Raw genomic sequence first — 14,180 nt, forward strand, 5'->3', positions numbered from 1 at the left:
CTTCACCTCAATCCTTTCTATGTATCATTCAGAATAAAAAATGAAAGGCAGTAGAGGTTTTCTACTGCCCTATTCATTTTATTAACGATCTAATTCTACTTCTGCTAATGATTCACTCGTTGAAGGGTGAGGTACATAATTTTTGACATCGCTTGAAGTAGCTAACACTGGTTCAGAGTGAACGAGTGGAATCATTGGTGATTCTTCATAAATGATTTCTTGAGCTTTCTTGTATAAATCTGCTCTTTCTTCTTGATCAACAGCTCGCTTCGCTTCATCAAGCAACTTATCTACTTCGTCGTTTTTGTAGAAGGAACGGTTACTTGAACCTGCATTCGAACCATGCAATAGACTGCTTAAGAAGTAATCTGGATCTCCATTTGTTCCAGACCAACCTAGCATAAACAGTTCTTGTTCTCCCGCTGCTGTCTTTTCAAGGTAAGGTGCCCATTCTTCTCGTACAATCTTAGCAGTTATACCAATTTCACCTAAGTCATTTTGAATAATTTCTGAGACAGTTTCAGGGTCTGGCATATATGGACGTGCAACTGGCATTGTCCATAATTCAATCTCTAAGCCATCCTCATAACCTGCTTCTGCTAATAACTCTTTCGATTTATCAAGATTATACTCATATAATTCAAGCTCATCGTTATACCCTAAGTAACCAGGTGGTACTGGGTTGACAGCTGGTTGAGCATATCCAGCATATAAAGCTTCCGCAATAGCGGATCGATCGATAGCGTGGTTAATCGCTTTACGAACTAAAGGATCATCCAACGGTTCTTGCTGAGTATTCAAACCAAGATAACCAAAGTTGTTGGCTGCTCTCGTAAGCAACACAAGGCTTTCTTCTTGTTCAATCCCAGCAGCATCATCTGGATTTAGTCCATCCATGATATCGATTTCTCCTGAGCGTAATGCAATTAAGCGAGCTGCATTATCAGGGATAACCTGGAAAATGACTTCATCCAATTTTGGTAAGCCTTCTTTTCGATAATCCTCAAATTTTTCAAGAATAATTGAATCATCTTTGCTCCAACTAACGAATTTGAATGGTCCTGTTCCAACTGGATTTTCGTTAATCGATGCGCCATGTTCTTCCAGTGCACTAGGCGATGTGATTGCAAAATAGCTCATTCCCATATTTTGCAAGAAAAATCCTAACGGTTGATTAAGTACAAATTCGATCTCATGGTCATCGACAACATTAATTTCTTTAATGACATGACCGTCATCTCCTTTGAACCCACCGAACATCGTGCCATACATGGAATAAACATATCCATCATCAGCAAACGCGAATTCATGATTCGGATCAGCCCAACGCTCGAAGTTCGTCTTGACTGCTTCCGCATTGAAGTCAGTTCCATCATGGAAAGTCACGTCTTCTTCAAGGAAGAATGTATACGTTAACCCATCATCACTAACTTCCCAATCGTGTGCAAGACCTGGCTTCACTTCAAAAGAGTCTTTTTCAAATTCCAGCAAGCTCTCATAAACTTGCTTCGTCACACGAGAGGATTCCCCATCTGTTGTGCTTGCGTAATCTAAGCTTTCTGAATCTCCTCCACGTGCAAACACAAGTACTTGGTCACCTTCACTATCACTTGAAGCTTCTGAGTTAGAATCATCTTCTGAACCACTCGATTCTTCACCATCTGATTCAGACGATTCTGTTGCATCTACTTCTTCAGCGGATTCATCTTCGTCACCGTCACAAGCTGTCAACACTAATGTAATAGCTAGCATGAAAGTAAGAAAAAGTATAAATCGGTACCTCATTAAATAGCCCCCTTTATTAAATTTATATAAACATTGATCGCTTGATTAATTATACAAGTGACAAGCGACCAAATGTTTATCATCAACATTTTCAAACTCAGGTCTAACTTCTTTACATATGTCCATCGCGTAAGGACAACGCGTATGGAATGCACAGCCTGTTGGCGGATTGGAAGGGCTTGGCACATCCCCTTCCAAGATGATCCTCTCTCGTTCAATGTCTGGATCTGCAATAGGTACAGCGGACATCAAAGCACGTGTATATGGATGTTTCGGATCATTGAATAATGTATGTTTGTCGGTTAATTCAACCATTCTTCCTAAATACATGACACCAACCCGGTCACTAATATGTTTAACAACGCTAAGATCATGCGCGATAAAAACATAAGTTAATTTGAATTTTTCTCTTAGTTCTTCCATTAAGTTTAAAATTTGCGACTGTACAGAAACATCCAACGCCGAAACAGGTTCATCACAAATAATCAACTTTGGGTTATTCGCAAGTGCTCTTGCAATGCCGATCCGCTGACGCTGGCCACCACTGAACTGATGTGGATATCTTGACGCGTGATAAGCCTCTAATCCAACAATCTCAAGAAGTTCCTTAACCCGTTCTTTTCGTTCTTTTGAAGATTTCATTCCATGAATCAATAATGGTTCACTGATAATCCGTTCAACTTTATGTCTAGGATTTAATGATGCATAAGGATCTTGAAAAATAATTTGCATATTCTTTCGAAGTTGCCTCATTTCTTCACTGGTCAAATCAGTTAAATCCGTCCCTTCAAATTTAACGGACCCATCAGTTGGTTCAATTAGTCGAAGAATTGATTTTCCTGCTGTTGATTTACCACAACCGGATTCCCCGACAATTCCTAAAATTTCTCCCTCGTTCACGGAAAATGATAAATCATCAACAGCCTTTACTTCACCGACACTCTTTCCGAAAATGCCACCTTTTATGTCGAAATATTTCTTAAGATGACTGACTTCAAGTATAGGATTTGTCATTTGAAGTTACACCTCTTTCGGACTTCTCCTCGTCATAAAGAAAGCACCTGACCTGTCTACCACTTTCTTGCTTGAGAAGCTTTGGATTTTCTTCCCAACACGAATCAAATGAATGTTCACACCGAGGTGCAAATCGACACCCAACTTGATCCAAAGATGGACGCATAACCGTTCCTGGTATTGAATATAATTTTTGTTCTGTTGTTCGAATATTAGGTAAAGAACGAATTAATCCTTTTGTATAAGGATGTTTGGGGTCTTTCAAAATCTCCCGGACACTTCCCTCTTCTACGACCTTTCCAGAATACATCACAACAACACGATCACACATTTCAGCAACAACGCCTAAATCATGTGTAATGAGCAAAATAGAAGTTTGTTTTTCCTTATTCAAATTTCTCATTAAATCAAGAATTTGTGCCTGAATAGTAACGTCCAAAGCAGTAGTTGGCTCATCAGCAATCAACACTTCTGGATCACAAGACATAGCCATAGCAATCATGACCCGTTGTCTCATACCTCCAGAAAGTTGATGTGGAAATTCATCAACAACTTCACTGGCCCGTGGTATACCGACTAAATTCAATAATTCAATTGAATAGTTCTTTGCATCCTTTTTACTGACTTTTTGATGGATACGTATCGCTTCAATTAGTTGATTACCAATTGTGAACAGAGGATCTAATGATGTCATCGGTTCTTGAAAAATCATAGAGATTTCGTTGCCACGTATTTTCCGCATTTGTTTTTCAGTAGCATAGGTCAAATTTTTACCTTTAAATTTAATTTCACCTTTGACGATTTTTCCAGGAGGATTTGGAACAAGTTGCATGATTGATAATGAAGTCACACTCTTTCCACAACCTGACTCACCGACGATTCCTACAACTTCACCTTTATGTAATTCGATACTAACTCCATCAACAGCAGGCACTTCTTTATTATCTGTAAGAAAATGTGTATGTAAATCTTGGACAGACAGAATCGGTTCTGGCATAGAGTTCCCTCCAATAAGTACGAAAGTTTAGTTATCAGAATATTAATAATTTTTTATTATATAACTTAATATACAGAATAAACAAATAATTATCAACAGTGTTTACTAAATAATTTCAATAATTTTTTAGTAAACACTGTTGTTAATAAAAAATGTCCCAGAGATATCCAATAAGTACAATATATTATATTGAAAAAAGCCAAAAAAAGAACCAATCACTCTATATAGAGCAATTGGTTCTTATCATTATAATTATTTGCTATTAACCCCACCAAACGATGGTTGTAAGAGCTAATACGGTTAAGAATGCTGCAAATATTCCTGAGAAAATCATCGTCACTGGCCAAGTATGTCCTTCATTACTCATATGCATGAAGTAAAAGAATTGGAATCCTACTTGAACGATTGCCAATACAATAATAATTGGGATGGTAAACATTTTACTAACATCCGCCATTACTATACCGAATGCAATCAAAGTGAAAATAATCATCATTGCGAAAGTGACTACTTGATGTTTCATTTCTTCTTTCTTTTTCTCTTTGTAAAAGAGATCTTTTTCAGTTTGGTTAGTGGAATAATTTTGATCGACCATAGTTTAACCTACCACTCCCATCAAGTAAACTACTGTGAAAATGAATACCCATACAACGTCAATAAAGTGCCAATAAAGACTTGCAATATAAAACTTCGGTGCGTTGTATAAGTTGATCCCTCGTTTCCAGTTTCTCACCATCAATAGAATGAACCAGCCTAAACCAAAGGCTACGTGGGCTCCGTGGAATCCAACTAAAGCATAGAATGCAGATGAAAAAGCTGAAGTTGTAAATCCATGTCCATAATCATTAACGTAATGATTAAACTCATATATCTCTAAGCCTAAGAATGAAAGGCCTAGTAATACAGTGATTCCTAACCAAAGCATCATTTTCTTCGGTGCATTATTCTTCATGTGGTACATCGCATAAACACTAGTCAAGGAACTTGTCAGTAGAATCATTGTCATGATGAAGACAAGTCCTAGCCCGAATAATTCACTGGCCGGGACACCATCTAAATGAGAATTTTTCAATGCTAAATACGTTCCAAACAAACTTGCAAACAAGACTGTTTCTCCACCAAGGAAGAACCAAAATCCTAAGAATTTGTTTTTTCCTTCAAGGGTGGCTCTTTCGGGATCATGTGGCAAGTTAGTTGATTTTAAAAGTTCATCAGCCATTAGAACCATCCCCCTCTTTTTCCAAGTCTTCTTTGTGAATGTGGTGACCTAAATCATCTTTCAGTGAGCGAACTGCCATGCTACCGAAGAAGATAATAAATCCGATCACAGCAACAATCCACCACATTGGATTATCCACTTGATAGATAATACCCATACCTGCAATTCCTAAACCAATAGACATGATTAGTGGAATAATGGTGTTGTTCGGCATATGGATATCTCCAAGCGGTTCTGCCGGTTGCATTTTTCCATTACCTTCTGTTTTCTCAATCCATAATGGATCCAATCCACGTACCAACGGCAACTGTTTGAAGTTGTAGTGTGGTGGTGGTGAAGAGACTGCCCATTCAAGTGTACGACCATCCCAAGGATCTCCAGAAGCTTTTGGTTCTTTCATAGCAGTCCAAACGATATTATACATAAATAATATTGTACCGGCAGCCATAAAGAATGCACCAATCGTACTGATAAAGTTGAATAGGTCTAAACCTTGACCTTCTAAGAATACCCAGTAACGACGAGGCATACCCATTAATCCTAAGAAATGCTGCAGGAAGAATGTTAAATGGAAACCAATGAAAAACAACCAGAAGAACCAATGGTTCATTTTCTCATTGAGTACTTTACCAAACATTTTTGGCCACCAATAAATTAATCCTGCAAAGATTCCAAATACAGTTCCTCCGACAATTACATAGTGGAAGTGAGCAATAACAAAATATGTGTCATGATACTGGAAGTCAGCAGCTGCTGCACCTAGCATAACACCTGTCATTCCTCCAATTGTAAATGACGGAATAAAACCTAGTGCAAATAACATTGGTGACGTAAAACGAAGGGTTCCACCCCACATCGTAAATAGCCAGTTAAAGATTTTAATTCCCGTAGGAACCGCGATAGCCATCGTTGCAATCGCAAATATTGAGTTGGCGATTGGTCCTAGGCCCACTGTAAACATATGGTGTGCCCAAACCATGAAACCTAGAAATGCAATTAATACGGTTGCAAACACCATCGAAGAGTAACCAAACAAACGTTTTTTGGAGAATGTTGGTATAACTTCACTAAATACACCAAATGCCGGCAAAATCAGTATATACACTTCAGGGTGTCCAAAAATCCAGAATAAATGCTCCCAAATAACAACGTTACCACCCATGGACGGATCAAAGAAGTTTGCTCCGAACAATCGGTCAAATGTAAGCAAGAATAAACCTACAGTCAACGCAGGGAATGCGAATAAAATCAATACACTCGCAATGAATGTTGTCCATGAGAACAATGGCATACGCATCATGGTCATTCCTGGAGCACGCATTGTAATAACTGTTACAAGGAAATTAATACCACCCATTAACGTACCAAAACCTGCGATTTGTAGACCAATGGAATAATAATCGAGTCCATGGCCTTCTGAGAATATTGATAACGGAGTATACGCCGTCCAACCAGCGTCTGGAGCTCCACCTGTAAACCAAGAAATATTAAGAACAATTCCTCCAATTAAGAACAGCCAAAAACCTAATGCGTTCACAAACGGAAAAGCAACATCTCGCGCTCCAATTTGAAGCGGCATTGCAATGTTCATTAAAGCTAATAATAATGGCATGGCTGCAAGGAAAATCATCGTTGTTCCATGCATCGTTATTAATTCGTTATAAAACTGAGCCGAAACAAAGTTATTATCTGGTTGTATCAGTTGGATCCGGACCAACATAGCTTCTAAACCACCGAGAATGAAGAAAAAGAATCCGCCAATCAAGTACAATATGGCAATCTTTTTATGGTCTACAGTGGTTAAGTAATCCCACAATACGGAACCGAATCCAGCCTTTTTAGTAGCTGTTGCACTCACAATATTAACCTCCCTATATTATTTCTATTCATCCGAAAGATAGCATTATTGATTACTATCGGAATCTTCCTCTGATTCGCCTTCAGAATCTCCTTCTGATTCACCTTCAGAGCCTTCATCTTCGTTTTCTTCCTGATCAATGAATAAATCGCTTAAGTCCGATTCGATATATTCATTATCTTCAGCATTTTCAGGTGTGATTTCACTTGGACTTAATGACATTAGGTACTCAGCTACTTGATCCAATTCTTCATCAGATAGGTCGTAAGCTGCGGTTGTCATCATGTTTCCAGGTTTCATCTCTTCACCTTTTGTTTCAATCCATTCCATTAAGTTTTCTTTGTTATATTCAAGAACCCCTGCAATTCGCTCACGATCACCGAAGTTTGATACGTTCGGTCCGATTTTGTTCGGTGAAGTTCCGTTAGCGTGACATGACATACAGTTGTTCGCGAAAACTTCTTGACCAGCTGTGGCAACTTCACTTTCTGGAGTTTCCTCAGGATCAATGTTACGCATGTCTTTCACCCATTGTTCAAATTCTCCTGGACTTACTGCTACAACTTTAAAGTCCATCAATGAGTGTGATGGTCCACAAAATTCAGCGCATTTACCCCAGTAAACGCCTTCTTTATCAGCGTCTATCCAGATTTCGTTCCGGTTACCTGTTGGGTTTACGTCAATCTTACCTTGTAATGTAGGGACCCAGAAAGAGTGTATGACATCTTCTGAATGTAGCGATAGGTACACTCGACGGTCAGTAGGAATATATATTTCCTGACTTGTTGTTACGTCCATTCCCTCATACTCGAAATGCCACCAGTATTGCTTACCTGTAACATTAACCCAAATTTGATCTTCTTCTTCACCTTCAGCATTTACTTGTGGCGAAGTATCTACCAAGGAGAAGGTATATTGTACTGTTGGTACAGCTAAAATCAAAATAAGAATAATTGGAACGACTGTCCATAATGTTTCTAATGTGTGACTTCCTTCAACCTGTTCAGGTATAAAGTCTTCTTGCCCTTTTTTCTTACGGAATTTTAAAATGACAAATACATAAATGACCATAACTACAACAAAAACAAACATCATGACAGCAATACTTAAAATCATCAGGCTTAGAATATCACTTGCTCCCTGTCCTTGTGGACGGAGTGCACTTAGAAATTCTTCGCCACAACCTGACAATATAAGTGCTAGAATCATTAAAGCTCCTACAGCTTTAAACTTACTAGTCAAACCTTTCATGTCTTTGGATACCTCTCTTTCTCTTATTCATTCTTATGTTGTGTGAAAATTTATAAAAGAATTAAGAAAAAATTTCTTAATTATTTCAAAAGATTGGTGGAATTGTCGCAATGACTATTCCAATGAAAAATAAGGTTAAATAGTTTAATGAGTAAATAAACATTCTTTTTGCCCATTTGTCGTCATCTTTTGTACGAAAACCTGTGAAAGCAAGGATGACCCACCCAAGTGTTAATAATGTAGAAAACACCATAAATATTATTCCCAATGAAAAGAAATAAAATGGTAAAGGCAATAGGCAAATCGTATAAATGAAGATTTGTCTTTTAGTAATCTTATTTCCATATACAACTGGCAGCATCGGTACATTAGCTATTGAATAATCTTCTTTTTTCATGATAGCCAAAGAAAGAAAATGTGGAATCTGCCAGAGAAACATAATTAAGAATAAAACTAATGCGACTGGATGAAGTGTGGAGTCAACTGCTGCCCAACCAATTAATGGTGGAGCTGCTCCAGAAAAACATCCTACAACTGTATTTATTGTATATTTTCTTTTTGACCACATTGTATATAGAAATACATACACAAACCACCCAAAAAATCCAAAGACAGCAGCGACTGGAGAAACAAAGAACAATATAATCATTCCTATAGCTGAAAAGCCAATCCCCATAGCCAGTACTACTTTCAATGGAATCGTTCCAGTAATCGTCGCTCGCCCCTTTGTTCGGGACATTAAATGATCGATATCACGATCATAGTAATTGTTGATGACACAACCGCCAGCGATTACAAGCGCTGTTCCTGCCATCATTCCAACAAACGCTAGCCAATTGCTCGAAAACGTTTGATTTGTATAGTATAACGCTAGCCAAAAACCCGCAAAAGCTGTCATAAGATTTGAATTCACTATTCCAATCTTAATCAATGCGAGAAAATCTGTCCACAGGGCTTTTACACCAGTACTCGGTGAATCCATCAACTGTGAGGACGAAGTTTGAACTGTGCGTGATTCATTCATTGCAGGATCCCCTCTCGTTTCAACCCTTGTTACATTTATACCCTGACGTACATAATGTTTCATTTTATTTACATAGTTATTGTACCATGTAAACACAACTACTTCTATTAAAGCATATATTGATTTCTTATGTGTGAAAAATATGTGAAAAGTGATTGTCATATTTTTTTCTACAAATTTCGTTCGAAACAGTCAATAAGTGTTTATAACATTATTCTAACCTATTTTTTTTCGAAACTAAACCCTTTTCATTTTAAGCTGGCAGTTATATATTTTTCAACAACTAATATATACATTATAGCTAATGTTAAAAAGTTGTAACCATTGTTTATTTTCATCTGATGGATTTTATATTAAGATAGATGATGAATGTCTTACTGGCCTGTCAGAAAGGTGAATTAATTATATGAAAAAAATATTGCAACCGAAACCAATTGCTATCATTACATCCATTGTTATGTTTTTGGTTTTAATCGGTGGAGCATTAGTTACAAAAACCGAATCGGGTCTTGGATGTGGTCGAAGTTGGCCTCTTTGTGATGGTCAACTAATACCTACCGATATAACATTTGAATTAGTTATTGAATTCGGGCACCGAATCATGTCCGGTCTCGGCATCATTCTTGTTTTACTTCTTTCTTATATCGCTTGGAAAGATTACCGCGATATTAAAGAAACGAAATTTTTGGTCTTTCTTTCGATTCTATTTTTAGTCATCCAATCTTTACTGGGGGCTGCAGCCGTTCTTTTTGAACAGTCAAGCATCATTAAAGCGATGCATTTTGGCATCTCTCTAGTAGCCTTTGCTGCATCTGTACTCCTAGCTTTGATTATATTTGATGTCGATCGAAAGCTTCACACCGAACGGATTCATATACCTAAATGGTTACGAGTAAACTTTTGGGGATTGTTCATTTACACATTAATTGTTGTCTATTCGGGTGCGTTAGTGCGACACAAATATTCAAGTTTAGTTTGTCCAGATTGGCCCTTCTGCTATAATGATTCACCAAGTGTAGCCGGGCTCAATCTAGATCAATGGATCCAAATGGGACATCGTCTCATGGCTGGGTTATTATTTTTATGGGTAGTTGTTTTATTTATTCAAGTGCTACGTAAAATAGATCAACCATTCATTCGTAAAGTTTGGCTGATTGCAACGATATTTATTTTATTGCAGGTTATACTTGGAGCATTCATTATTTTCACTACTGGGAACATATTTGTTGGATTATTGCACGCAACATTCATTTCATTATTCTTTACAATTCTGTGCTATTTCTTAATGTTAGCCCGAAGAAGTAAGTTATCAAATAAGTAAATACGAATAGCCGTCACTAAATAGGGTGGCGGCTTTCTTATATGATTAAATACGTTTTAATATTAAACTGTCCAGCAACCCTATCGTTACTGGACAGCTTTTTTCAATTATACAAACTCTATTAACAAGTCGCCTGATTCCAACGCTTCTCCATCTTTTACTTGTACGGATTTGATTTTCCCATCATATGGAGCTTGAATAGTCGTTTCCATTTTCATCGACTCAGTAATCATCAAATAATCGTTCTTGCTGACAGCTTCTCCCTCTTTAACAAGCACTTCAACGACCGTTCCAGGCATCGAAGCTCCAATTTGTTTTGAATTGTCAGGATCTACTTTCAACTTTTGATCTTGAACATCTTTGATCCGCTCGTCGCGAACGACCACTTCACGTGGTTGACCATTCAGTTCAAAATAGACGACGCGCGTTCCATCTTTTTGTGGTTCTCCAATGGATACTAACTTGATGATCAATGTCTTTCCTTGCTCGATTTCGACTGATACTTCCTCACCTAATCGTAAACCGTAAACAAAAGATGGTGTATCAAGTACGGATATATCCCCATATTGATCGACAAATCGCTCATAATCTAAGAAGACCTTCGGATAGAGTGCATAGGATATCACTTCATGTGAAGTTACTTGACGATTTACTTTCTCATATAATTGTTCTTTTAACGCCTCAAAATTAACAGGTTTTAACTGTTCGCCTGGTCTTCCGGGGATTTCCTCTTTGCCTTTCAAAATAATTCGTTGTAGTTCTTTTGGAAATCCTTTGTAAGGTTTTCCGATCATGCCTCTGAAAAATTCAACCACTGAATCTGGAAAGTCAAGATTCTCTCCTTTTTCATAGACATCATCAACCTTCAAATTATTTTGTACCATAAACAGTGCCATGTCGCCGACGATTTTAGAAGATGGCGTCACTTTGATTAAATCGCCAAACATATCATTGACCGTACGATACATGTATTTCACTTCATCCCAACGATCACCTAAACCGACCGCTTTTGCTTGCTGTTGTAAATTACTATACTGTCCACCAGGCATTTCATGTAAGTAAATCTCCGTGTGAGGTGCCTTTAATCCACTTTCGAAATTAGCATAATAATCACGGACATCTTCCCAATACTTATTTAGTTCTTCGTATGATGCAATATCAACTTTAGGTTGTCGTTTATTTCCTTCCAGTGCATGATACAAGCTATTCGCACTTGGTTGAGAAGTATGCCCGGCCATTGAACTGGTAGCCACATCAACTGCATCGACACCAGCCTCAATGGCTCTCGCATACATCATGACGCCATTTCCGCTTGTGTCATGTGTGTGAAGATGAATAGGAATGTCGATTTCTTGTTTCAATGCAGAAATCAACTGATAAGCCGCTTCAGGTTTCAATAATCCAGCCATATCTTTAATACCTAAGATGTGAGCACCTAATGATTCCAGTTCTTTTGCCAAATTGATGTAATAATCCAAGTCGTATTTATCTCTATTTGGATCTAAAATATCTCCTGTGTAACACATTGAAACTTCAGCGATTTTATTTTGTTTTCGAACCGCTTCGATTGCTGGTTTCATGCCTTCAACCCAATTCAAGCTATCGAAAATCCGAAAGACATCAATGCCTGCCTGAGCACTTTTCTCAACAAATTCATCGATGACATTATCCGGATAATTTGTGTATCCTACCGCATTGCTCGCACGTAAGAGCATCTGAAATAACACATTCGGCATTTTTTCACGCAACTTAATCAATCTCTCCCATGGATCTTCTCTCAGGAATCGGTAAGAGACATCAAAGGTTGCCCCTCCCCACATTTCCACTGAGAATAAATTAGGCAGGAGTTTTGCCGTTGGCTCAGCAATTTCTAATAAATCTTTTGTACGTACACGCGTTGCTAGTAACGATTGATGTGCATCCCGGAACGTAGTGTCTGTCAACAATACTTCATTTTGTTGTTTCAGCCATTCACTGACCGCTTCAGGTCCTTTTTCATCAAGCAATTGCTTCGTTCCTGCTTCTGAACTACTGTCCGGATCTACAGTTGGAATCCTTACTGGATCAAATAATGGCTTTTTCTCCTGCCCTGTCGTTAACGGACTGTTGACAGTTGTTGAAGCCAAATAAGATAACAGTTTCGTTCCTCGGTCTTTCTTTTTCGGAAATACAAAAAGTTCAGGTGATGAGTCGATAAAGGTTGTGTCATAACTACCATTCAAAAATTTATTGTGTAAAATAACATTTTCTAAAAAAGGAATATTTGTTTTAATACCGCGAATTCGAAACTCCTTTAAATTCCGTACCATCTTTCGTGCTGCTTGATCGAAAGACAGAGCCCAAGTAGATACTTTTACAAGCAACGAATCATAGTGCGGTGAAATGACTGCTCCTTGAAAACCGTTACCAGCGTCCAATCGGACACCAAAACCCCCACCTGTACGATAAGCCATGATTTTTCCTGTATCCGGCATAAAATTATTCAATGGATCTTCAGTTGTTACACGTGACTGAATCGCATATCCATGTGTCGATATTTCTGATTGCTGCGGCAAACCGATTTCCTTATCATGCAAGGAATAACCCATAGCAATTCGCAGCTGCGTTTGTACAATATCGCAACCGGTAATCATTTCGGTAATTGTGTGTTCGACTTGAACGCGCGGATTCACTTCGATAAAGAAAAATTCGTCATCTGTCACCAAAAACTCAACCGTACCAGCGTTGAGATAATTTACATCCTTCATTAATTTGACGGCAGAATCACAAATTTCATCCCGTTGTGATTCTGATAACGAGATACTGGGCGCAATTTCTACTACTTTCTGGTGACGTCGTTGAATCGAACAATCTCTTTCGTATAAATGAAGCATGTTCCCCGCTTCGTCACCTAAAATTTGCACTTCAATATGTTTAGGTTGTTCTACTAATCGTTCCACATAAATTTCATCATTACCAAAAGCCGCTTTGGCTTCGGATTTTGCGCGGTCATAAGCTTCTTTCAATGCTTCTTTTGTACGAACGATTCGCATCCCTCGTCCGCCTCCACCAAGGGCTGCTTTGATGATTATCGGAAATCCATGTTCTTTCGAAAACGCTTCCACTTCTTCCAATGATTGAACAGGACCATCTGTACCAGGAATTACAGGAATTCCGGATTGCAACGCTTGTTTCCGAGCTTTTACTTTATCCCCAAATACATTTAAGTGCTCACTTGTCGGACCAATAAAAATGATGCCTTCTTCTTCACACCGTTTGGCGAATTGAATGTTTTCAGATAAAAATCCGTAACCTGGGTGGATGGCATCTACCCCGACCCGCTTTGCTAAATCAATAATTCCCTCGATATCCAAGTAAGCATCAATCGGCTTTTTTCCGACACCAACAAGATAGGCTTCATCTGCTTTATATCGATGATACGAGCCTGTATCTTCTTCAGAATAAATGGCAACCGTGCGTATATTTAATTCTGTACACGCTCGAAATACACGAATAGCTATCTCTCCTCTATTCGCTACAAGTACTTTATTGATTGATTTAATTTTCGTCATGATGGACCTCCCAAATTCGCAAATTTTCTCTTATCTCTCTTAACTTTCAACATAATTTTAAAAATTCCTGCAAAAAATGAATAATTGTTCAGTAATAATTCTACCTGTTCCGTATTTTTAAAAAACGGGTAAACTGTATACTATATAATTATTGGAGGAA

The 14,180-nt window shown here is 38.1% G+C and carries 10 protein-coding genes; 1 reads left to right on the plus strand and 9 read right to left on the minus strand.

Annotated features, from left to right (window positions below; genetic code table 11):
- Positions 1-81 precede the first annotated feature (81 nt).
- The 8 genes from KQ486_RS05665 to cyoE all read right to left on the minus strand — a co-directional run bounded on the left by KQ486_RS05665 (position 82) and on the right by cyoE (position 9,148).
- Positions 82-1,785 carry an ABC transporter substrate-binding protein gene (locus tag KQ486_RS05665; RefSeq protein ID WP_216687032.1) on the minus strand — a complete coding sequence of 568 codons (1,704 nt, stop codon included), beginning with the start codon at positions 1,783-1,785 and terminating at the stop codon, positions 82-84.
- A gap of 45 nt (positions 1,786-1,830) precedes the next feature.
- A complete protein-coding gene (locus tag KQ486_RS05670) occupies positions 1,831-2,799 on the minus strand; it encodes an ABC transporter ATP-binding protein (protein ID WP_216687033.1) in 969 nt (322 codons plus the stop codon).
- Entirely contained in the window at positions 2,780-3,796 is a 1,017-nt protein-coding gene (locus KQ486_RS05675; protein ID WP_144159748.1) for an ABC transporter ATP-binding protein, read from the minus strand. The genes KQ486_RS05670 and KQ486_RS05675 overlap by 20 nt, the downstream gene beginning before the upstream one ends.
- Before the next feature lie 262 nt (positions 3,797-4,058).
- Positions 4,059-4,391 carry a cytochrome c oxidase subunit IVB gene (gene ctaF, locus KQ486_RS05680; protein WP_144159751.1) on the minus strand — a complete coding sequence of 111 codons (333 nt, stop codon included), beginning with the start codon at positions 4,389-4,391 and terminating at the stop codon, positions 4,059-4,061.
- A 3-nt stretch (positions 4,392-4,394) separates the two neighbouring features.
- Complete coding sequence (locus tag KQ486_RS05685) at positions 4,395-5,015, minus strand: cytochrome (ubi)quinol oxidase subunit III (protein ID WP_144159754.1); 621 nt, start codon at positions 5,013-5,015, stop codon at positions 4,395-4,397.
- The gene (gene ctaD, locus KQ486_RS05690; protein WP_216687034.1) at positions 5,008-6,873 is read right to left on the minus strand and encodes a cytochrome c oxidase subunit I; all 1,866 of its coding nucleotides are present in this window, start codon (positions 6,871-6,873) and stop codon (positions 5,008-5,010) included. Before ctaD ends, KQ486_RS05685 begins: the two co-directional genes overlap by 8 nt.
- A 45-nt stretch (positions 6,874-6,918) precedes the next feature.
- The gene (gene coxB / locus KQ486_RS05695) at positions 6,919-8,124 is read right to left on the minus strand and encodes a cytochrome c oxidase subunit II (RefSeq protein ID WP_144159760.1); all 1,206 of its coding nucleotides are present in this window, start codon (positions 8,122-8,124) and stop codon (positions 6,919-6,921) included.
- Between the two features lie 85 nt (positions 8,125-8,209).
- A complete protein-coding gene (cyoE, locus tag KQ486_RS05700) occupies positions 8,210-9,148 on the minus strand; it encodes a heme o synthase (protein ID WP_144159764.1) in 939 nt (312 codons plus the stop codon).
- Positions 9,149-9,554: 406 nt separating this feature from the next.
- Between cyoE and KQ486_RS05705 the strand changes: the two genes are divergently transcribed.
- A complete protein-coding gene (locus KQ486_RS05705; RefSeq protein WP_144159767.1) occupies positions 9,555-10,469 on the plus strand; it encodes a COX15/CtaA family protein in 915 nt (304 codons plus the stop codon).
- Positions 10,470-10,576: 107 nt separating this feature from the next.
- Here KQ486_RS05705 and pyc read toward each other — a convergent pair whose 3' ends face one another.
- Positions 10,577-14,020, minus strand: a complete 3,444-nt coding sequence (pyc, locus tag KQ486_RS05710; RefSeq protein WP_144159770.1) for a pyruvate carboxylase — start codon at positions 14,018-14,020, stop codon at positions 10,577-10,579.
- Between the last annotated feature and the right edge of the window lie 160 nt (positions 14,021-14,180).

The organism is Allobacillus halotolerans, from assembly GCF_018967645.1.
Lineage (GTDB): Bacteria > Bacillota > Bacilli > Bacillales > Alkalibacillaceae > Allobacillus > Allobacillus halotolerans.